At 61.1% G+C, this 20,459-nt stretch carries 18 protein-coding genes; 6 read left to right on the forward strand and 12 right to left on the reverse strand.

The genetic code is table 11. From position 1 onward, the window contains the following. Nucleotides 1-75: 75 nt before the first annotated feature. Together lptG and lptF are read right to left on the reverse strand one after the other, a co-directional pair. Nucleotides 76-1,137: an LPS export ABC transporter permease LptG gene (gene lptG, locus BSF44_RS24855; protein WP_095945767.1), complete on the reverse strand. Its 1,062-nt coding sequence runs from the start codon at nt 1,135-1,137 to the stop codon at nt 76-78. Then, nucleotides 1,130-2,248 (reverse strand): LPS export ABC transporter permease LptF, encoded by a 1,119-nt coding sequence (gene lptF / locus BSF44_RS24860; RefSeq protein ID WP_095945768.1) that lies wholly within the window; start codon nt 2,246-2,248, stop codon nt 1,130-1,132. The genes lptG and lptF overlap by 8 nt, the downstream gene beginning before the upstream one ends. A 393-nt stretch (nt 2,249-2,641) precedes the next feature. Here lptF and BSF44_RS24865 point away from each other — a divergent pair, with 393 nt between their 5' ends. The 3 genes from BSF44_RS24865 to BSF44_RS24875 are packed head-to-tail and all read left to right on the forward strand — an operon-like array spanning nt 2,642 to nt 5,034. Then, entirely contained in the window at nt 2,642-4,132 is a 1,491-nt protein-coding gene (locus BSF44_RS24865; RefSeq protein WP_095945769.1) for a leucyl aminopeptidase, read from the forward strand. A 57-nt stretch (nt 4,133-4,189) separates the two neighbouring features. Then, nucleotides 4,190-4,618, forward strand: a complete 429-nt coding sequence (locus tag BSF44_RS24870) for a DNA polymerase III subunit chi (RefSeq protein ID WP_095945770.1) — start codon at nt 4,190-4,192, stop codon at nt 4,616-4,618. A gap of 8 nt (nt 4,619-4,626) precedes the next feature. Further along, nucleotides 4,627-5,034, forward strand: coding sequence for a DNA polymerase III subunit chi (locus BSF44_RS24875; RefSeq protein ID WP_095945771.1), 408 nt, complete (start codon nt 4,627-4,629; stop codon nt 5,032-5,034). 131 nt (nt 5,035-5,165) lie between these two features. Here the strand turns inward: BSF44_RS24875 and BSF44_RS24880 are convergent, their stop codons facing one another. Continuing rightward, entirely contained in the window at nt 5,166-5,933 is a 768-nt protein-coding gene (locus tag BSF44_RS24880; protein ID WP_095945772.1) for a sulfite exporter TauE/SafE family protein, read from the reverse strand. A gap of 184 nt (nt 5,934-6,117) precedes the next feature. On the opposite strand from BSF44_RS24880, the gene xseA reads away from it, so the two are divergent. From xseA to leuA, 3 genes are all read left to right on the forward strand, one after another. Then, a complete protein-coding gene (xseA, locus tag BSF44_RS24885; RefSeq protein WP_008053235.1) occupies nt 6,118-7,497 on the forward strand; it encodes an exodeoxyribonuclease VII large subunit in 1,380 nt (459 codons plus the stop codon). A 3-nt stretch (nt 7,498-7,500) separates the two neighbouring features. After that, nucleotides 7,501-8,322 carry a M23 family metallopeptidase gene (locus tag BSF44_RS24890; RefSeq protein WP_095945773.1) on the forward strand — a complete coding sequence of 274 codons (822 nt, stop codon included), beginning with the start codon at nt 7,501-7,503 and terminating at the stop codon, nt 8,320-8,322. A gap of 465 nt (nt 8,323-8,787) precedes the next feature. Continuing rightward, nucleotides 8,788-10,467, forward strand: coding sequence for a 2-isopropylmalate synthase (leuA, locus tag BSF44_RS24900; protein WP_095945774.1), 1,680 nt, complete (start codon nt 8,788-8,790; stop codon nt 10,465-10,467). Between the two features lie 178 nt (nt 10,468-10,645). On the opposite strand, the gene BSF44_RS24905 is transcribed toward leuA, so the two are convergent. The 9 genes from BSF44_RS24905 to pilW all read right to left on the reverse strand — a co-directional run bounded on the left by BSF44_RS24905 (nt 10,646) and on the right by pilW (nt 20,451). Beyond that, on the reverse strand, nt 10,646-11,437 hold the full coding sequence (locus BSF44_RS24905; protein ID WP_095945775.1) for an amidohydrolase: 792 nt from the start codon (nt 11,435-11,437) through the stop codon (nt 10,646-10,648). Further along, complete coding sequence (locus tag BSF44_RS24910; RefSeq protein WP_095945776.1) at nt 11,425-12,573, reverse strand: pyridoxal phosphate-dependent aminotransferase; 1,149 nt, start codon at nt 12,571-12,573, stop codon at nt 11,425-11,427. The genes BSF44_RS24905 and BSF44_RS24910 overlap by 13 nt, the downstream gene beginning before the upstream one ends. A gap of 122 nt (nt 12,574-12,695) precedes the next feature. Beyond that, the gene (der, locus tag BSF44_RS24915; RefSeq protein ID WP_046040936.1) at nt 12,696-14,165 is read right to left on the reverse strand and encodes a ribosome biogenesis GTPase Der; all 1,470 of its coding nucleotides are present in this window, start codon (nt 14,163-14,165) and stop codon (nt 12,696-12,698) included. Between the two features lie 250 nt (nt 14,166-14,415). Next, nucleotides 14,416-15,567, reverse strand: a complete 1,152-nt coding sequence (bamB, locus tag BSF44_RS24920) for an outer membrane protein assembly factor BamB (protein WP_095945777.1) — start codon at nt 15,565-15,567, stop codon at nt 14,416-14,418. Continuing rightward, nucleotides 15,560-16,201 (reverse strand): tetratricopeptide repeat protein, encoded by a 642-nt coding sequence (locus BSF44_RS24925; RefSeq protein WP_095945778.1) that lies wholly within the window; start codon nt 16,199-16,201, stop codon nt 15,560-15,562. The genes bamB and BSF44_RS24925 overlap by 8 nt, the downstream gene beginning before the upstream one ends. 41 nt (nt 16,202-16,242) lie before the next feature. Beyond that, nucleotides 16,243-17,532, reverse strand: a complete 1,290-nt coding sequence (gene hisS / locus BSF44_RS24930) for a histidine--tRNA ligase (RefSeq protein ID WP_046040930.1) — start codon at nt 17,530-17,532, stop codon at nt 16,243-16,245. A gap of 37 nt (nt 17,533-17,569) precedes the next feature. After that, complete coding sequence (gene ispG / locus BSF44_RS24935; RefSeq protein ID WP_003185136.1) at nt 17,570-18,679, reverse strand: flavodoxin-dependent (E)-4-hydroxy-3-methylbut-2-enyl-diphosphate synthase; 1,110 nt, start codon at nt 18,677-18,679, stop codon at nt 17,570-17,572. A 3-nt stretch (nt 18,680-18,682) separates the two neighbouring features. Beyond that, nucleotides 18,683-19,693 (reverse strand): RodZ family helix-turn-helix domain-containing protein, encoded by a 1,011-nt coding sequence (locus BSF44_RS24940; RefSeq protein WP_095945779.1) that lies wholly within the window; start codon nt 19,691-19,693, stop codon nt 18,683-18,685. Continuing rightward, entirely contained in the window at nt 19,693-20,451 is a 759-nt protein-coding gene (gene pilW, locus BSF44_RS24945; protein WP_095945780.1) for a type IV pilus biogenesis/stability protein PilW, read from the reverse strand. Before pilW ends, BSF44_RS24940 begins: the two co-directional genes overlap by 1 nt. Nucleotides 20,452-20,459 lie beyond the last annotated feature (8 nt).

Genomic DNA, 20,459 nt, shown 5'->3' on the forward strand with positions numbered 1-20,459 from the left:
CGGTGCCTACAAAAAACGCCCCGGTCTTGCGACAAGGGCGTTTTTAACGTCAAAGCGGTTGAAAAATGCCCGCCATCAGCCAGCTCGACGCAACAGCCAGAGCCCCGCAACGGCACAAACACCCGCCGGCACCAGCACCGAAAGCAACGGCGGGAAGCCGAACACCTGGCTCGAAGGCCCCAGCAGATCCTGAACGATGCGGAAGGAGAAGCCCACCAGCACGCCGGTGAACACCCGTTGACCCAGGGTCACCGAACGCAGCGGACCAAAGATGAAGGAAATCGCCATCAACACCAGAGCGGCAGTCACCAGCGGTTGCAACACCTTGACCCAAAATGCCAGCCAGTAGCGGCCATTGCTCAGCCCCTGGTCCGCCAGATAGTGGATGTAACTCCACAGACCGCTGATCGACAGCGACTCGGGCACCATGACCACGGTGCTCAGCAACTGTGGACTCAACGCAACGTCCCAGCGCTCTTCCGGGGTCGAAACCACTTCGGTGCTGCGCTCGTGGAAGAGCGTGGTCGTGACATCCGACAACTGCCAATGATCGTTTTCGAAGTCGGCACGCTTGGCGAAGCTCGCCGACAGCATGTGCCGTTCATTGTCGAAGCGATAACGGGTCACGCCATACAGGATGCCGCCGGGTTGTACCGAGTTGACGTGAATGAACTCATCGCCCTGGCGGTGCCACAAGCCGTGCCTGGCGCTTTGTGCATCACCGCTGCCCTGGGCCAGCGAGCGATTGGCCTGCGCTGCGGTTTCAGCGGGCGGAGCGACATACTCGCCGATCAGCAAGCCGGCCAGCATCAATACCAGCATCGGCTTCATGACCGCCCAGACGATCCGGCCGATCGACACACCGGCGGCGCGCATGATGGTCAGCTCACTGTTGCTGGCCAGGCTGCCCAGACCGATCAGGCAGCCGATCAGCGCAGCCATCGGCAGCATTTCGTACATCCGCCGCGGAGCGGTCAACACCACATAACTCAGCACATCGACCAGGGTGTAGGTATCGCTGACTTCACTCATCTCGTCGATGAAGGCAAACAGTGTCGCCAGACCAAGAATGATCCCGAGCACCGCCAGGATCGCCATGAACACACTGCTACCAATGTAGCGATCCAGCTTAACCACGGGCCACCTCCAGCGCGCTGCGGCGACTCGCCATCTTCAAGCGCAAGGGTTCCCAATAGAGCAAGCCCAGGCCGATGGACAGGAAAATCCCGTGCACCCACCACAAGCCAAACACCGCAGGGATCTTGCCCTTGTCGAGGGCGCCGCGGGCGGCAATCAGAATGGTCAGGTAAGCCATATAAAGAAGAATCGCCGGCAGTAATTTGAGGAATCGGCCCTGGCGCGGGTTGACCCGCGACAGCGGCACCGCCATCAAGGTCACGATGAACACCAGCAACGGCAGAGACATGCGCCATTGCAGCTCGGCGCGCAGGCGAATGTCGTCGCTGCCGATCAACTCACTGGTCGGCATCGCATCACGGTCGGTGACTTCGTCGCTGACGTCCGGTTTTGGCAGCAATACGCCGTACTCGTCGTACTTGATCGCCCGGTAGTCGGCCTGCCCCGGACTACCGTCATAGCGATAGCCGTTATCGAGGATCAGATAGCGGTTGCCGTCGGGGCGAATTTCCTGGCGCCCCTTTTCCGCCACCAGCACGGAAATCCCGCGATCCTTGTTGTTTGAACTGATGTTTTTCTGCGAGATGAACACACCGCCCAGATTGACGCGGTCATCGGACATGCTCTCGGTGTAGGTGACCCGGGTGCCGTCGCGCAAAGCCTGGAAGCGCCCCGGTTCCAGGGTATCGAACTCGGTCAGGGCATCCTGCTTGTTCAGCAGCAACTGGAACTGATTGGCCCCCTGTGGCGCCAGGCTCAGGCTCAGCCACGCCACGAGGAGCGCAACCAGGGTGGCCGGGAACAGCGTCATGCAAAACAGCCGCTGCTGGCTCATGCCGGTGGCCGAGAGCACGGTCATTTCGCTTTCGAGGTACAGGCGCCCGTAGGACAACAGGATCCCGAGAAACAGCCCCAGCGGCAGGATCAGCTGGAGAAACCCCGGCAGGCGAAAGCCCATGATCAGGAACAACGAGCCCGGATCGAGCAGGCCCGAAGCCGCCTGGGCGAGGTATTTGATGAAGCGACCGCTCATGATGATGACCAGCAGCACGGCACTGACGGCGCTCAAGGTCAACAGGACTTCGCGGGATAGATAACGGAAGACGATCAAACCAGACACTCCAGGGTTGTCAGGCTAAGGCGGCCAAACAAGCAAACGTATCGGACAGCCCGCAAGGCAGAGCCGCCGAAAAAAGATGGCGCATTATCCTGTGATTGGGTGCGCCTGTCACTGCGCAATGCATCCCGGGCTTGTAGGAGCGAGCTCGCTCGCGATGGTCGTCAACGATTACGCGATAAGCCTGAAACCCCGAGGCGGCCTCAGGTTCTTCGCGAGCAGGCTCGCTCCTACAATCGTACAACCGAGGGTTGTCAGCCGCCGGTAGCGAGGTTCAAACTGCGGCCTTTGTCGCCGGTCGATCCTGGCGCCTTTCTATCTATAAGCAATCGACGCACATAAAGTGTCGGGCGCATGCGTGATAACCATCAATTCAGGGACCCGGACATGGAACTGGTTGTAAAAAGCGTCAACCCCGAAACGTTGAAGACCGCCACTCTCGTGGTCTCCGTCGGCGAAGGCCGCAGGCTCGGCGCTGTTGCCAGGCAACTCGACGAACTGAGCGGCGGCGCGATCAGCGCAGTGCTCAAGCGCGGCGACCTGGCTGGCAAGGTTGGCCAGAGCCTGTTGCTGCACAGCCTGCCGAACCTCAAGGCCGAGCGCGTGCTGCTGGTGGGCGTGGGCAAGGACGACGAGCTAGGTGACCGCCCGTTCCGCAAGATCATCGCCGGCATCCTCAATACCCTCAAAGGCCTGGGCGGCAGCGATGCAGTGCTGGCCCTCGACGAAGTCGTGGTCAAAGGCCGCGACAGCTATGGCAAGACCCGCCTGCTGGCCGAAACCCTGGTGGACGGCGAGTACAGCTTCGACCAGTTCAAGAGCCAGAAAGCCGAACCCCGCGCCCTGAAGAAAATCACCCTGCTGACCATCAAGGCCGCCCAGGCTGAAGTGCAACGCGCCGTGACCCACGCCACCGCCATCGCCAACGGCATGGCCTTCACCCGCAACCTGGGCAACCTGCCGCCGAACATCTGCCACCCGACCTTCCTCGGTGAGCAGGCCAAAGACCTGGGCAAGGAATTCAAGGACCTGAAGGTCGAAGTCCTCGACGAGAAGAAGATCAAGGCCCTGGGCATGGGCTCGTTCTACGCCGTCGGTCAGGGCAGCGCCCAGCCTCCGCGCCTGATCGTCATGCAGTACAACGGCGGCAAGAAATCCGAGAAGCCGTACGCGCTGGTCGGCAAAGGCATCACCTTCGACACCGGCGGCATCAGCCTCAAGCCGGGTGCCGGCATGGATGAAATGAAGTACGACATGGGCGGCGCCGCCAGCGTGTTCGGCACCCTGCGTGCCGTGCTCGAACTGAAGCTGCCGATCAACCTGGTGTGCATCCTGGCCTGCGCCGAGAACATGCCGAGCGGCAACGCTTCGCGCCCGGGCGATATCGTCACCACCATGAGCGGCCAGACCGTGGAAATCCTCAACACCGACGCCGAAGGCCGCCTGGTGCTGTGCGACGCCCTGACCTACTCCGAGCGCTTCAAGCCGCAAGCGGTCATCGACATCGCGACCCTGACCGGCGCCTGCGTGGTTGCCCTGGGTTCCCACACCTCGGGCCTGCTGGGCAACAACGACGAACTGATCGACCAACTGCTGAGCGCAGGCAAGACCGCCGACGACCGCGCCTGGCAACTGCCGCTGTTCGATGAGTACCAGGAACAGCTGGACAGCCCGTTCGCCGACATCGCCAACATTGGCGGCCCGAAAGCCGGCACCATCACCGCGGCCTGCTTCCTGTCGCGCTTCACCAAGAATCTGAACTGGGCGCACCTGGACATCGCCGGCACGGCCTGGACCAGCGGCGGCAAGGACAAGGGCGCCACTGGCCGTCCGGTTCCACTGCTGACCCAATACCTGCTGGACCGCGCCAAAGCCTGAAACCGTTGAAAGGCGGCGTCACTTCCCGGTGACGCCGCTTGCCGCTCTGGAACCGCAATGACCAAAGTCGACTTCTATATCCTGCCCAGCGCCGATCCTTCGGCACGCCTGGACTTTGCCTGCAAGCTCACCGAGAAAGCCTGGCGCATGGGCCACCGCATCTACCTGCACTGCAGCGACGCGGCCCAGCGTGACGATCTCGATGCGCGGCTGTGGGCGTTCAAGGGCGAAAGCTTCGTGCCCCACGGCCCTGCCGACAGCGAGCCTGAGGGTTTGATTGTCCTGGGGTTGGGCGATGACTGCGGTCAGCATCAGGATTTGCTGGTCAATCTCGACCTGAAAGTCCCGGCCTTCGCCAACAGGTTCGCCCGGGTGGCGGAAGTGGTCGTGGAGGATCCGACGATCAGAGCGGCCGCGCGGGAGAGTTTCCGTTTCTACCGCGAACAGGGCTATCCTCTGCAAGATCACCGATTACAGCGACTCTGAGCCTTCCAATGGACACTCCAAAACCGCTGCAACAGTCCGCGCACTTGCTGGATGACCTTGAGTCGATCCGCCAATTGCTCGGCGATGACAACCTGCAACCGCCCCTGCTGACCGACACGGTCGAGGACGGCGATCAGGAACAGATTCCGATGTTGTTCGACACCGTGAGCGAACCTTCGCCACCCGTCGTAGCGACCACCCCAGCCCCCATCGTTGAACCCGTCACCACGGCGCCGCCGGCGCCCGCCGCCAGCAAGAACCCGGATGACTTGCTGCACCTGGACAGCGAATTGCGCGCCGCCGCGCAGTTGATCATGCAAGACGTTATCGACGATTTCGCCCCGCACATCGAGACCGAAATCAAACGCCGCCTGAGTGCGCGGCTGGAGCGGTTGTTGAGCCAGTACAACGACTAAACAACCTACGCGGGGCTTTTCTGTGGGAGCGAGCCTGCTCGCGATGGAGTGTCAGTCGACACCCATGTAGCTGACAGATCATCGCGAGCAGGCTCGCTCCCACACAAAGCTCCCCGCCACAGTTTGAATGTTCAAGTGCTCAAGTAACGCCCGATCAACGCGATCCCGCTGGCCAGCACCAGCCACGTCACCAGACGCACGAACGCCTCGCGGGACAAGCGCATGGTCAGCCGTCGTCCGAACCACAGCCCCAGCACCATCGCCGGCAATAGACAAACCGCCAGCGCCAGCAACGGCAGATCGGCATACACACCGGCGATTGCAAACAGGCTCAGACGCACCACCGTGCTGCAACTGATCAACGCACTCTGGGTGGCCCGGGCCGCCTCCTTGGGCAACCGGCTGTTCAAATAGATCGCATAGAGAAAGCCGCCGCTGCCAAACAACGCGCCAAACATTCCGCCCACCGTCCCCATCGGCAGCGCCCACGCGGCGGACAACTGCGCCGGACGGACCTTTATCCACAGGCTGTAAATGGCATAGGCGCTGATAAACAGCCCCATCAGCAGCAGCAATAGATCGGACTTGAGGTTCAGCAGGAAAATCACCCCCAGCGTGCACCCCACCGCCATGCAGGGCAGTAACCGCAACAACTCCGGCCTGGCCACGTCACGCCGCGAAGGCAGCAGATTGCCGAATGCCGCGACAAAATCGAGCAGCACCAGCAAGGGCACAATCTTCGACAGCGGCATGAACAGAATCAGAATCGGCCCCGCCACCAGCGCTGTGCCGAAACCGGCGACGCCGAACACGATATAGGCCAGCGCGATGCCCGCGCCGATGACCATCCAGTCCAGCGGGCCGAAGGGCCATTGGTTCAACAGTTCGAACACATTCATTCTTCCATCTTCCTTGAATACCGCTGACGACTTTACCTCCTGTAGGAGCGAGCCTGCTCACGAAAGCGGTGTGTCAGTTACATTATGTTGCCTGACACTCCCTCTTCGCGAGCAGGCTCGCTCCCACAAGGGAATTGTGCGGATGCATGGAGATTGACCACCGAATGCCTTTAAACTGCGCCCCATGATTAAAGATCCCTTTGCAAGACTCGGCCTGGACCGCGAAGTCCTGACCGTCAGCCAGCTCAACGGCCGCGCGCGGGTGTTGCTCGAAGACGTGTTCAGCAACATCTGGGTCGAAGGCGAAATCTCCAACCTCGCCCGCCCGGCGTCCGGCCACGTGTATTTCACCCTCAAGGACAGCGGCGCCCAGGTGCGTTGCGCGCTGTTCCGGCAGAACGCGGCACGGGTTCGCCAGGCCTTGAAGGACGGCCTGGCGGTCAAGGTCCGCGGCAAGGTCTCGCTGTTCGAGGGACGCGGTGATTATCAGTTGATCCTCGACACCGTGGAGCCGGCTGGCGACGGCGCCTTGCGCCTGGCCTTCGATGCACTCAAGGAAAAGCTCAGCGCCGAAGGCCTGTTCAGTGCCGAACGCAAGGTGCCGCTGCCGGCGCACCCGCAACGCATCGGCATCATCAGTTCGCCCACCGGGGCGGTGATCCGCGACATCATCAGCGTGTTCCGTCGCCGTGCGCCGCAGGTGCAGTTGACCCTGATCCCTACCGCCGTACAGGGCCGCGAAGCCACTGCGCAGATTGTCCGCGCGTTGAAACTGGCGGATGCCCGCGGTTTCGACGCACTGATCCTGGCCCGGGGCGGCGGTTCCCTGGAAGACCTCTGGTGCTTCAACGAAGAAGCCGTGGCCCGTGCCGTCGACGCTTGCGTGACGCCTATTGTCAGCGCGGTCGGCCATGAAACAGACGTTTCGATCAGTGACTTCGTGGCCGACGTTCGCGCGCCCACCCCTTCCGCTGCCGCCGAACTGCTGGCACCGGACTCCAGCGATCTGGTACGTCGGGTCGAAAGCCTGCACCGGCGGTTGGTGATGCGCATGCGTGATCGCTTGATGCGCGATCGCCTGCGCCTGGAAGGCATTTCCCGGCGCCTGCGTCATCCCGGCGAGCGCCTGCGCCAGCAAGCGCAACGCCTGGATGACCTGGACATGCGCATGCGCCGTGCGTTCGAGCGCAGCCTCAACACCCGTCGCGAACGCTTGATCCGCCTGGAAACCCGTCTGGCCGCACAACATCCGGGGCGGCAACTGGCAATGCTGCGCCAGCGCCTCGACAGCCTGGCCGAACGCCTGCCACGCGCCATCCGCGAAGGACTGAAGAACCGTCGCCTGCAGTTGCACAGCCAGATGCAGACGCTGCATGTGGTCAGCCCGTTGGCGACCCTCGGCCGTGGTTACAGCATTTTGCTGGACGAGCGTGGCAACGCCATCCGCAACGCCGCGCAAACCCATACCGGCCAGCGCCTGAAGGCCAAGCTGGGCGAAGGCGAACTGCAAGTGCGGGTCGAAGACAATCACCTGACGCCCGTCACCCTTTCTTTACTGGATTGATCCATGCCGCGTTTCTTTGCTCCGTTGCTGTTGCTGCTCCTGACCTTCAACGCCCACGCCGACAGCTACATCACCCGCCAGTTGAACAAACCGGTGCCGGGCGGCGTGGCGGTAGTGGACCTGGGCACGTCCGCCCAAGCGCCAAAAGCCACTTATCAAGGCAAACCGGTGCTGGTGGTCAAGGAACAGAACAACTGGCTGGCCATTGTCGGCGTACCGCTGACGGTCAAGCCAGGGGCTCAATCGCTCAGCAGCGGCGGTCGTAATCTGAGTTTTACAGTTGGCAACAAGAAATACCCGGAACAGCGCATCACCCTGAAGAACACCCAACAGGTCAATCCGGACCCGGAAAATCTCAAGCGCATCGAGCGTGAACTGGCCGAGCAGATTGCCGCCTACCGCACGTTCAGCCCCAACACCCCGAGCAACCTGCTGCTGGACAAACCGGTGAACGGGCCGCTGTCGAGCAAGTTCGGCGTGCGGCGCTTTTTCAACGGTGAAGAGCGCAACCCTCACTCCGGCCTGGACTTCGCCGTGGGCGCCGGCACACCGATCAAAACCCCGGCCGCCGGCAAGGTGATCCTGATCGGCAACTACTTCTTCAATGGCAACACGGTGTTCGTCGACCATGGCCAGGGCTTTATCAGCATGTTCTGCCACATGTCGAAAATCGACGTGAAGGTGGGTCAACAATTGGCCCGTGGTGGCGTGGTTGGCAAAGTCGGCGCGACCGGCCGCGCGACCGGACCGCACATGCACTGGAACATCAGCCTGAACGATGCGCGGGTCGATCCGGCTATCTTCATTGGTGCGTTTCAGCCTTGAGATATGTTTTGAGGCGAATACCTTCATCGCCAGCAGGCTGGCTCCCACATTGGATCGTGTTCACAATACAAATCCCCTGTGGGAGCCAGCCTGCTGGCGATGACAGACTCACAGCCATCGAAACTCGATCATGCACACCAAAATCTCAATTGCGCACCAATCAAACCCTGCGCAATCATCAAAACAATCTGTGTCGTTACGCACAATAAAATCTCGCAGAACCTTGCCTTTCGAGTATTCCTCTCAATTTTTTTCGACTGCTTGCCAACCTTCACCCTCGCGGTTAGGGTTGAAGGCATGAAAACCTCTCACACCCTCATTCAGCTCCGCCAGCACCGCAGCCTGTGCCTCGTCAGTGCACGACTGCCGGGCTGAATCGTGGTGTCTCGTCCCAAACCGTACTCCAAGAACTTTTGATCCACCGGCAGGCCGCCTTTTTTCGGCCCACACAATAAGGATTTCCCGATGAGCATGCTCAAAGACCCGTCTTCGAAATACCGCGCGTTCCCGACCATCGACATTCCGGACCGCACCTGGCCATCGAAAACCATCACCGCCGCGCCGATCTGGTGCAGCTCCGACCTGCGCGACGGCAACCAGTCGCTGATCGAACCGATGGACGCCGTCAAGAAGCTGCGCTTCTGGAAAACCCTGGTGCAGGTTGGCGTGAAGGAAATCGAAGCGTCGTTCCCGGCCGCCTCGCAAACCGACTTCGACTTCGTCCGCACCCTGATCGAAGGCAACCACATCCCTGACGACACCACCATCCAGGTACTGACCCAGGGCCGTGAAGACCTGATCGAGCGCACCTTCGAATCCCTGCGCGGCGCGAAGAAAGCCATCGTTCACCTGTACAACGCGACCTCCCCTTCCTTCCGCCGCATTGTCTTCAACCAGGACAAGGACGGGGTCAAGGCCATTGCCGTGAACGCCGCCAAGCTGTTCGTCAAATACGCGGCCATGCAGCCGGACACCGAGTGGACCTTCGAGTACTCGCCAGAAACCTTCAGCGCCACCGAAATGGAGTTCGCCAAGGAAGTCTGCGACGCGGTGATCGAAGTCTGGAACCCGACGCCCGCGCACAAGATGATCCTCAACCTGCCGGCCACGGTGGAATGCGCGACCCCGAACATCTATGCCGACCAGATCGAATGGTTCGGCCGTCACATCAACCGTCGTGACAGCGTGATCATCAGCCTGCACACGCACAACGACCGCGGCACTGGCGTTGCCGCCACCGAACTGGGCCTGATGGCCGGTGCCGACCGCGTCGAAGGCTGCCTGTTCGGCAACGGCGAGCGTACCGGTAACGTCGACCTGGTGACCGTGGCCCTGAACCTCTACACCCAGGGCGTGAACCCTGAGCTGGACTTCTCCGACATCGACGGCGTGCGCAAAGTCGTCGAAGAGTGCAACCAGATCCAGGTGCACCCGCGTCACCCGTACGTCGGCGACCTGGTACACACCGCGTTCTCCGGCTCGCACCAGGATGCGATCCGCAAGGGCTTTGCCCAGCAGAAATCCGATGCACTGTGGGAAGTACCGTACCTGCCAATCGACCCGGCCGACATCGGCCGCAGCTACGAGGCGGTGATCCGCGTCAACAGCCAGTCGGGCAAGGGCGGTATCGCCTACCTCCTGGAACAGGAATACGGCATCAGCCTGCCGCGTCGCATGCAGATCGAGTTCAGCCAGGTCGTGCAGCGTGAAACCGACCGCCTGGGCCTGGAAATGACCGCCCAGCAGATCCACGCACTGCTGCACAGCGAGTACTTGCAGGCCAACACCCCGTACGCGCTGGTCAGCCATCGCCTGCAGGAAGAAAACGGTCACAGCGCCGTTGAAGTGGAAGTGGCCAGCCAAGGCCAGGGCGAGACCAACCTGCACTGGCGCGGCAAGGGCAACGGCGCCCTGGAAGCGCTGGTGGCCGGCCTGCCCGTACCGGTGGAAATCATGGACTACAACGAGCACGCCATCGGCGCGGGTACCAATGCCAAGGCTGCGGCCTACATTGAACTGCGTGTGAACGGTGAACGTGCGGTGCATGGCGTCGGCATCGACGAAAACATCACCACCGCCAGCTTCAAGGCCCTGTTCAGCGCACTGAACCGTTCGCTGAGCCAGCCGGAAGCGAAAGCGGCGTAAACTGTCAGCCGAAAAGCAAAAGGCCCCGGGGTGTGAACCTCGGGGCCTTTTTGTTTGCCTGTCCGTTTTGCGTTGCCTGTTCTGGCCCCATCGCCAGCAGGCTGGCTCCCACAGGAGATCGCATTCCAATGTGGGAGCCAGCCTGCTGGCGATGAGGTCCTGTCAGGCGCCGCGAATTTCAGGTGAACTCGAAGGTATCGGCATCCAGATTCGCCGGAAACCGCGTGCGATACGCCGCCAGTTCCGCCGCATCCAGCACCACCTTGAACACCCCGTCAGCCTCCCCCGCACTGAGCAATGTCTCACCCTGGAAATCCAGCACCTGGCTGTCACCGGTATAGGCAAAGCCCTTGCCGTCAGTCCCGATGCGGTTGACCGCCGCCACATAGCACAGGTTCTCGATCGCCCGCGCCGGCAGCAAGCGGTTCCAGTGCTGACGCCGCGCACCCGGCCAGTTGGCGGTGTACAGCAGCAGATCGGTGTCCTGGGCGTCACGGCTCCACACCGGGAAGCGCAGGTCGTAGCAAATCAGCGGTCGCACGCGCCAGCCCTTGAGCTCGAACTGCACCTGGCGCTCGCCGGGGGTGTAGTGGTTATGCTCACCGGCCATGCGGAACAGGTGACGCTTGTCGTAGTGCAGCACCTCGCCATCCGGGCGTGCCCACAGCAGGCGATTGCGATGACTGCCATCGGCGGCCTGAACGATCACGCTACCGGTGATCACCGCATCAAGCTTTGCTGCCTGAGCCCGCAACCATTTGCTGGCGGGGCCGTTTTCCGCTTCGGCGAGGGCCTCGGATTCCATGGAGAACCCGGTGGTGAACATCTCCGGCAGAATGATCAGGTCGGCGCCGCGAGCCTGCTCCAGCAACGGCTCGAAATGCTCGAGGTTGGCCTGGCGGTCGTGCCAGGCCAGGGACGTCTGGATCAGCGCAACGGTCAGCTTGGGCAATGCACTCAGATCACGCATAGTTTTTCCGCTGCTTCACGCAGGGTCTCCTCACGCTTGGCAAAGCACAGCCGCACCAGGCGCTGGCCGACCGGCGGCGTCTGGTAGAACACCGAGATCGGGATGCTGGCCACGCCATGTTCGCGAGTCATCCACAGGGCCATCTCGACGTCATTGAGGTCCGGACGGATCTGCGAGTAATCGACCAACTGGAAATAGGTGCCGGTCACCCGGGTGAAGCTGAAACGCGACGGCGCCAGCAGATCGCAGAACAGATCACGCTTGGCCTGATAGAAACCCGGCAGCTCTTCGACGTGCTCGGGATGCTCGGCCATGTAATCGGCCAAGGCGTATTGCAGCGGGGTCACGCCGCAGAAACTGACGTACTGGTGCACCTTGCGCAGTTCCGCCGTCAGGGCCGGTGGCGCTACCACATAGCCGGTTTTCCAGCCGGTGACGTGGTAGGTCTTGCCGAACGAGCTGACCACGAAGGCGCGCTTATACAACTCTTCATGATTCAGCACGCTGACATGGGGCACGCCATCAAACACCAGATGTTCATAGACTTCGTCGCTGATCACGTAGATGTCGCGATCGCGGATCAAGGCTGCCAACTGGTCGAGTTCGGCACGGCTGATCAATGCGCCACTGGGGTTGTGCGGAGTGTTGAGGATGATCATCCGCGTACGCGGGCTCAAGGCATCGGCGAGCTTCTGGAAATCGATGCTGAAATCGTCGAGACCCAGCTGCACATGCACGCAACGACCGCCGGCCAGCTCCACCGAAGGTTCGTAACTGTCGTACGCCGGGTCAAACACGATGACTTCGTCGCCACTGTGGATAACCGCCTGGATGGCACAGAAAATCGCCTGGGTCGCGCCAGGGGTGACCGTCACTTCGCTATCGACATCCACCTGCACGCCATAACTACGGGCGATCTTCGCTGCGATCTGCTGACGCAACAGCGCCAGCCCGGTCATTGGCGAATACTGGTTATGGCCGCTGGCGATATGCCGGCCGACCGCATCGCACAGGGCCTGCGGGGCATCGAAATCGGGGAAACCCTGGGACAGATTGAGCGCGCCGGTCTGAGCCGCGAGCTGAGACATCTGAGTGAAGATAGTGATGCCGACATTCGGCAGCTTACTGGTGATCATCGGTGGTTCCCTGCTCTACACCCGGCTCTACGGCGGCGCGGGGGAGTCCGAGAATAGCCCAAACGGCAGGCATGAAAAAGGGCGCCATTGGCGCCCTCTTCTTCCCACAGGAAAAACCCCAATCAGCGCTTGTCGCGACGCTTCTTGTCGGCCTTCTTGTGGTGCGACATCAAGCGACGCTTCTTGTTGACCTGACGGTCGGTGAGCGTGTTCTTGTTGCCTTCGTACGGGTTCTCGCCACCCTTGAACTCAATGCGGATCGGCGTACCGACCAGCTTCAGCACACGGCGGTACGTGTTTTCCAGGTAACGCACATAGGACTTCGGCACCTTCTCGATCTGGTTACCGTGGATCACGATGATCGGCGGGTTCGCGCCACCGAGGTGGGCATAACGCAGCTTGATCCGGCGGCTGTTGACCATCGGCGGCTGGTGCTCGCTGACCGCGTCTTCCAGGATCTGGGTCAGGCGGCTGGTCGGCCAGCGGGTAACCGCGGACTTGAACGAGTTCTGTACCGAGGCGTAGAGGTTGCCCACACCGGTGCCGTGCAGTGCCGAGATAAAGTGAATATCGGCAAACTCGACGAAGAACAGACGACGCTGCAACTCGATCTTGACGAAGTCGCGCTCGCTCGGCGTCATGCCGTCCCACTTGTTGATCGCGATGACCAATGCACGACCGGCCTCAAGGGCAAAGCCCAGCAGGTTGAGGTCGTGGTCCACCACGCCTTCGCGGGCGTCCATCACAAAGATCACCACGTTGGCGTCTTTGATCGCTTGCAGGGTTTTGACCACGGAGAACTTTTCGACTTCTTCGTGGATCTTGCCGCGCTTGCGCACACCGGCGGTGTCGATCAGCGTGTACTTCTCGTCGTTACGTTCGAACGGGATGTAGATACTGTCGCGGGTGGTGCCGGGTTGGTCGTAGACGATGACCCGGTCTTCCCCGAGCATGCGGTTGACCAGGGTCGACTTGCCGACGTTCGGACGGCCGATGATCGCGATCTTGATCCCGTCTTTTTCGCTTGGGCCAGGAATGCGCTTGGCTTCCTCGCCTTCGGCGACGTCTTCTTCCTCGCCTTCTTCCAGCTCGTCGTCGTCTTTCGGGAAGTCACTCAGGGCGATTTCCAGCATCTGGGTGATGCCACGACCGTGAGCACCGGCGATCGGAATCGCATGGCCCATGCCCAACGGAGCGAATTCGGCGCGGGCCATTTCCGGGTCGATGTTGTCGACCTTGTTGGCAACCACGTAGGAACGCTTGTTACGTTTGCGCAAATGCTCGGCGATCATCTGGTCGGCGGCGGTGAAACCGGCCTTGGCATCTACCAGGAACAGAACGACATCTGCTTCTTCGATGGCCAGCAGCGACTGCTCGGCCATCTTTTCGTCCATACCGTGCTCGTCACCGGAGATACCGCCGGTGTCGATCAGAATGTAGGAACGCCCTTGCCACTTGGCCTCACCGTACTGGCGATCACGGGTCAGACCGGACAAGTCGCCGACGATGGCGTCACGAGTCCTGGTCAGGCGGTTGAACAAGGTGGACTTGCCGACGTTCGGTCGGCCCACCAGGGCGATTACGGGAACCATGCGGCTCTCCACTTCGTTATTTCAGAAAATACAAAAGCCGCTGCGAGGCAGCGGCTGGTGCTCGGGGCAACACTGCGCGCTTGTCTGTGGGAGCGAGCCTGCTCCGGGCGGCGTTCCGACGAAAAACGCCAGGGCACCGCGTTTATTCAGGACGCAAACGTAATCGTTGACGTCCATCGCGAGCAGGCTCGCTCCCACATTCATACCCACAAGTGAAGCAGCCTGGGGTGGTTAACCCCAAGCATAGTTCTTACTTGATGGTCAGGGCTTCCAGTTTGCCACTGTTGCCATACACATAAATCGTGTCACCCACCACCAGCGGACGGGCGCGCAGGCCGTCGCTGTCGATGCGCTCGCGGCCGACGAAACGACCGTCCACCTGACTCAGCAGGTGCAGGTAACCTTCCAGGTCACCGACTGCAACGTAGCTGGAGAACACTTCCGGGGCCGACAGTTGACGGCGGGCCAGCGAATCGTTGCTCCACAAGGCTGTGGTGGAACGCTCGTCGACGCCTTCAACGGTGCCCGAAGACAGGCTCACGTACACGGTACCGAAACCCTGGGCGACACCGGCATAGCTGGAAGCATCACGTTGCCAGAGCTGACGGCCGCTTTGCAGGTCCAGAGCGGCAACGCGCCCCTGATAGCTGGCGACATACAGCGTCTCGCCCGACAGCAGCAAGCCACCGTCGATGTCGACCACGCGTTCCAGCTCCGAACGACCTTGCGGGATCGCTACGCGCTGTTCCCACACCGGTACGCCGTTGGTGATGTCCACGGCAACCACTTTACCGGTCGACAGGCCAGCCACCGCGAGACGGTTGGTCACGATCGGCGCACTGGTACCGCGCAGGGTCAGTACCGCAGGCGTACTGTCATAGATCCAGCGACGGTCACCGGTGGAGGCATCCAGACCGATCAGACGATCGTCCTGGGTCTGAACCACCACGACGTCGCCGTTGTTGGCTGGCGGCGCCAGTACTTCGCTGGACACGCGAGCGCGCCACTTTTCTTCACCGTTGATCGCGTCCAGGGCAACGATTTCACCCTTGATCGTACCAATGGTGACCAGTCCGTAACCAACACCAACGGCGCCAGAGACAGGCAGTTCGAGGTCTTTCTTCCACTTGACGTCGCCGGTGTTGCGGTCCATCGCCATCAACACGCCAGTGACGTCGGCGGCATAGATGGTATCGCCATCGATGGCCGGAACCAGCATGTTGTAGGTTTCGCCCTGACCGTCACCGATCGAACGACTCCACTGCTTTTGCAGAACCACTTCTTCTTTGAAGTCGACCAGTTCGGCCGGAGGCAGTTCTTTTTTGCTGTTGCTGCTGCAACCCGCGGCCAAAATGGCCAGGGCCAGCAATGCTGCATGTTTCCAACGAATCACGTCACGCATCCCCTTTGGCCAGGTCGTCCAGCTTGATTTGCAGGCCACCGACCGCCGCTTCATCCGACAGTGCCGCCTTGGCTTTTTGATACGCCGCGCTCGCCTCGTCGGTACGACCCAACTGCACCAGCAGGTCGCCCTTGAGTTCTTCGCGAGTGGCCAGGAATGCCTTGTCGGCATCGCCTTCGAGCAGCTTCAGTGCTTCATCGGCCTTGTTCTGCGCGCCGAGTACCTGGGCCAGACGCTGACGGGCGATTTCGCCCAGCGCCGGGTTGGCCGGTTTGGCGACAATGGCTTTGAGCTCGCTGGCCGCGTCGTCCAGCTTGCCGCTGTCGACCGCCACCTTGGCCACGAACAGGCTGCCGTACTGCGCATAGGCGCTGCCGCCGAACTCGCTGTTAAGCTTGCCGGCCAGGTCCGAAACACGGGCCGCATCAGGCTTGCCGTCAGGCGTCAGCGTGGTTTCGAGCAATTGCTGATAGAGAATCGAGGCGCCTTGCGACTGATTGCTCTGATACTTCTGGAACGCCTGCCAGCCGAACACGATGACCAGCGCCAACAGGCCACCAGTGACCAGGGGCTTACCGTTGCGTGACCACCATTCCTTCAGTTCCATCAAATGTTCGTCTTCGGTACTCGACACCCCAATACTCCTTAATCGCTAATTCGGCTGTTTAGACAGCTTCAACCCTGCACGACGCAGGTGGCCAGGTGTGCAGCAAGCGCATCCCAGGCAATGCTTTGTTGTTCGCCCTGGCCACGCAGGGGTTTGAAACCTACCACTTGCTGGGCCATTTCGTCGTCACCGAGGATCAGCGCGTACAGCGCACCGCTCTTGTCGGCCTTCTTGAACTGGCTTTTGAAACTGCCGGCGCCGGCATTCACTTGCAGGCGCAGGTTGGGCAACTGGTCACGAACGCGCTCCGCCAGGGTCAGGCCAGCCAGTTCGGCGGCTTCACCGAAGGCGCAGAGGTAGACGTCGACCTGACGGGAGATCTCTTGCGGAATCTGCTCCAGGGTTTCCAGCAGCAGGACCAGGCGTTCGATGCCCATGGCAAAGCCAACGCCGGCGGTCGGCTTGCCGCCCATCTGCTCCACCAGACCGTCGTAACGACCACCGGCACACACGGTGCCCTGGGCGCCGAGCTTGTCGGTGACCCATTCGAAAACGGTCTTGCTGTAGTAATCCAGCCCGCGAACCAGCTTCGGGTTGATCACGTAAGGAATGCCGGCGGCGTCCAGGCGAGCCTTGAGGCCCTCGAAATGCACGCGGGATTCTTCGTCGAGGTAGTCGGCCATTTTCGGCGCATCGACCAGAATTGCCTGCGTCTCGGCGTTCTTGGTGTCCAGGACGCGCAACGGGTTGGTCTTCAGGCGGCGCTGGCTGTCTTCGTCCAGCTTGTCCAGGTGTTGCGACAGGAACTCGACCAGCGCTTCACGATAACGGCCACGGGACTCGCTGGTACCCAGGCTGTTCAGTTCGAGCTTGACCGCATCGCGGATGCCCAGTTCGCCCCACAGGCGCCAGGTCAGCACGATCAGCTCGGCGTCGATGTCCGGACCGTCGAGGTTGAACACCTCCACACCGATCTGGTGAAACTGGCGATAACGGCCTTTCTGCGGACGCTCGTGGCGAAACATCGGGCCGATGTACCAGAGTTTCTGAACCTGGCCGCCGCCGGTGATGCCGTGTTCCAGTACCGCGCGCACACAGGCCGCCGTGCCTTCAGGGCGCAGGGTCAGGGAGTCGCCGTTGCGGTCGTCGAAGGTGTACATCTCTTTTTCGACGATGTCGGTCACTTCACCGATGGAACGCTTGAACAGTTCGGTGAACTCGACGATCGGCATGCGGATCTGCTTGTAACCATAGTTATCCAGCAGGCGCGAAACGGTGCCTTCGAAATGACGCCACAGGGGAGTCTGTTCGGGCAGGATGTCGTTCATGCCACGAATGGCTTGCAATGACTTGCTCACTTTAAATCCTTAAATTCGTTCGGCTCTACAGTCAGGTTCAGCCGCGCGCGATAACGGCAGCGTCAGCTTCGACCTTTTCGGCCGCTTTCTGGCGGATCAAGCGTTCAAGCTCATCCACCAGATTGTCATTCGTCAGCTTCTGCGACGGCTTGCCGTCGATGTAAATCAGGTTCGGCGTGCCGCCGGTCAAGCCGATATGGGCTTCCTTGGCTTCACCCGGGCCGTTGACCACACAACCGATGACCGCAACATCCAACGGCACCAGCAAATCCTCGAGGCGCCCCTCCAGCTCATTCATGGTCTTGACCACATCGAAGTTCTGCCGCGAGCAACTCGGGCAGGCGATGAAGTTGATGCCACGGGAACGCAGGTGCAGGGATTTGAGAATGTCGTAGCCGACTTTCACTTCCTCGACCGGGTCGGCCGCCAACGAGATGCGGATAGTATCGCCAATCCCTTCGGCGAGCAGCATACCGAGGCCCACGGCAGATTTCACCGTGCCGGAACGCAAACCACCGGCTTCGGTGATGCCCAGGTGCAGTGGCTGGACGATTTCCTTGGCCAGCAAGCGGTAGGCTTCGACGGCCATGAACACGTCGGAGGCCTTCACGCTGACCTTGAAGTCCTGGAAGTTCAGGCGTTCAAGGTGTTCGACGTGGCGCAAGGCAGACTCGACCAGCGCAGCCGGGGTCGGCTCGCCGTATTTCTTTTGCAGGTCTTTTTCCAGGGAACCGGCATTGACGCCGATACGGATCGGGATCCCGCGGTCACGGGCGGCATCCACCACCGCACGCACACGGTCTTCGCGACCGATGTTGCCCGGGTTGATCCGCAGGCAATCGACACCCAGTTCGGCTACGCGCAAAGCGATCCGGTAGTCGAAGTGAATGTCGGCAACCAAGGGTACTTTGACCAGCTGCTTGATCTTGCCGAAAGCTTCGGCGGCGTCCATGTCCGGTACGGAAACCCGCACGATATCGACGCCGGCCGCTTCCAGGCGATTGATTTGCGCGACTGTGGCCGCGACATCGTTGGTGTCGCTGTTGGTCATGCTCTGCACAGCGATAGGCGCATCGCCGCCAACAGGCACGTTACCGACCCAGATCTTGCGGGATTCGCGACGTTTGATTGGAGATTCGCCGTGCATGACTTATTGACCCAACTTCAGGCGAGCAGTCTCGCCACTGGTGAACGGAGCGACATCGACCGGCTGGCCGTTGTAGCTGACCTGAGCGCCGCGGGCAAAGCCCAGACGCACGGCAAACGGTGGTTTGCCATTGACTGCCAGGCTGTCGCCTTTGCGTTTGAGACCGCTGAACAGCACCTTGCCGCTGCCGTCGGTCACTTGTGTCCAGCAATCGGAGGTGAACTGCACCTGAACCTGGCCTTGACCGGCCACCGATGCGGCTGGCGCTGGAGCAACAGGGGCTATCGGTGCAGTCGCCACCGGGGCCGGAACGACTGGAGCTGCCGGAGCCGGAGTTACCGGGGTCACCGGCGCTGCGACAACAGGCGCGGCTGGCGTGGTCGGCGCTGCCGGAGCGGCTGGCGCAGTCGCTTGAGCCGGTTCTGGTGCTTCAGCCGGAGCATCAGCCTGTGGCAGCGCGAGGGCGGTTCCGCCTTCGGATTGACCTTCCGCGACGGCCTGGTCTTCCGGCTCGTCCAGCGGGTGAATCTGAGTCGTACCGTCGGCGCCTTCGACTTCTACGTGCTCGGGTGCCAGACCGATCAGGTCCTTGGTGCGCATCGAGGTCTGATCCTGCCACCAGACGAAACCGCCACCGATCACCGCGACCAGCAACAGCAGGCTGACGATTCGCAAAATGGTGTGTGAAACCCGCACCGGCTCTTCAATACGACCCAGGCTGTGAACATTGCTGCCCTGGGAATCGGTACCGGTGGATTGATCGAATTGCCGGACCAGAACGGCCTGGTCCATGCCGAGCAATTTGGCATAGGCACGAATGTAACCGCGGGCAAAGGTATGCCCGGGCAGCTTGTCGAAGGCGCCGGCTTCCAGATTGCTCAGGGAAGTGGTGGTGAGGTTGAGCTTGAGGGCCACTTCGGCCAGCGACCAGCCATTGCTTTCGCGGGCCTGGCGCAAGGTCTCACCGGGGTTTACGCGATTCGCTGCTACAACTTCGGGATGCGCCGCTTTCATCATTGCTCCGACAGGTATTGCTGATATTCCGGCGTACCGGGATAGAGTCTTTTTAGTTGCAGGCCTTTGCTTGCGGCCTTGTCGCGGTCTTCGAACACTTTTGCCAGCCGAACGCCGAGCAATAGACTACGTGCATTTTGCTCGGAGAGCTGGCTAAAACGGTCGTAATAGTCACGCGCGGGCACATAATGCCTGTCTTCGTAAGACAACTCAGCCATTTCCAGCAATGCACGTGGTTGTTGGTGGTTCAGGCGCAGGGCTTTTTCCAGTTGCTGTTGGGCCAGATCCCGCTGACCGAGCATTGCAGCGGTCATGCCCAGGTTCTCGAACACCCGCGAACGCTCAGGATACAGGGTATCGGCAGCGGCTTGTTCAAAGCGCTCGTAGGCTTCGCTGTAACGCTTCTGCTCGAACAAAAAACTGCCGTAGTTATTGAGGATCCGTGCATCGGCGGGACGGGAAGACAGTGCCTTGCGAAAATGCTCGTCGGCAAGCTCCGGCTCCATCTCGGCCTGGAACACCAACCCCAGCGCCGCGTTGGCATCAGGATCGGAGCTATCGAGCTCCAACGCTTTCTTCAGTGGAACCTTGGCACGCTCGGTCATGCCTTGTTGCAAATACCCGATACCGAGTTGCACGTACGCCTCACGCGCTTCATCACGGCCCTTGCTGGTCTTCATCGGGTTGTAATCGCCCGAAAGCACGCAGCCAGCACACAGGCTGGCCAACAGCAAAAGCAGCGCAAAGCGCAGGGACATAGAGATCC

This window comes from Pseudomonas sp. ACN8 (assembly GCF_002303925.1).
GTDB lineage: Bacteria > Pseudomonadota > Gammaproteobacteria > Pseudomonadales > Pseudomonadaceae > Aquipseudomonas.

Excerpts from the sequence above, each read along its gene's own strand:
- bamB (WP_095945777.1), bottom strand. The coding sequence starts at position 15,567 with ATGCGTGACGTGATTCGTTGGAAACATGCAGCATTGCTGGCCCTGGCC.
- xseA (WP_008053235.1), top strand. The coding sequence starts at position 6,118 with ATGATTAAAGATCCCTTTGCAAGACTCGGCCTGGACCGCGAAGTCCTG.
- BSF44_RS24890 (WP_095945773.1), top strand. The coding sequence starts at position 7,501 with ATGCCGCGTTTCTTTGCTCCGTTGCTGTTGCTGCTCCTGACCTTCAAC.
- ispG (WP_003185136.1), bottom strand. The coding sequence starts at position 18,679 with ATGCACGGCGAATCTCCAATCAAACGTCGCGAATCCCGCAAGATCTGG.
- BSF44_RS24905 (WP_095945775.1), bottom strand. The coding sequence starts at position 11,437 with ATGCGTGATCTGAGTGCATTGCCCAAGCTGACCGTTGCGCTGATCCAG.
- BSF44_RS24880 (WP_095945772.1), bottom strand. The coding sequence starts at position 5,933 with ATGAATGTGTTCGAACTGTTGAACCAATGGCCCTTCGGCCCGCTGGAC.
- der (WP_046040936.1), bottom strand. The coding sequence starts at position 14,165 with ATGGTTCCCGTAATCGCCCTGGTGGGCCGACCGAACGTCGGCAAGTCC.
- BSF44_RS24875 (WP_095945771.1), top strand. The coding sequence starts at position 4,627 with ATGGACACTCCAAAACCGCTGCAACAGTCCGCGCACTTGCTGGATGAC.
- pilW (WP_095945780.1), bottom strand. The coding sequence starts at position 20,451 with ATGTCCCTGCGCTTTGCGCTGCTTTTGCTGTTGGCCAGCCTGTGTGCT.
- BSF44_RS24865 (WP_095945769.1), top strand. The coding sequence starts at position 2,642 with ATGGAACTGGTTGTAAAAAGCGTCAACCCCGAAACGTTGAAGACCGCC.
- leuA (WP_095945774.1), top strand. The coding sequence starts at position 8,788 with ATGAGCATGCTCAAAGACCCGTCTTCGAAATACCGCGCGTTCCCGACC.
- BSF44_RS24910 (WP_095945776.1), bottom strand. The coding sequence starts at position 12,573 with ATGATCACCAGTAAGCTGCCGAATGTCGGCATCACTATCTTCACTCAG.
- BSF44_RS24870 (WP_095945770.1), top strand. The coding sequence starts at position 4,190 with ATGACCAAAGTCGACTTCTATATCCTGCCCAGCGCCGATCCTTCGGCA.
- BSF44_RS24940 (WP_095945779.1), bottom strand. The coding sequence starts at position 19,693 with ATGAAAGCGGCGCATCCCGAAGTTGTAGCAGCGAATCGCGTAAACCCC.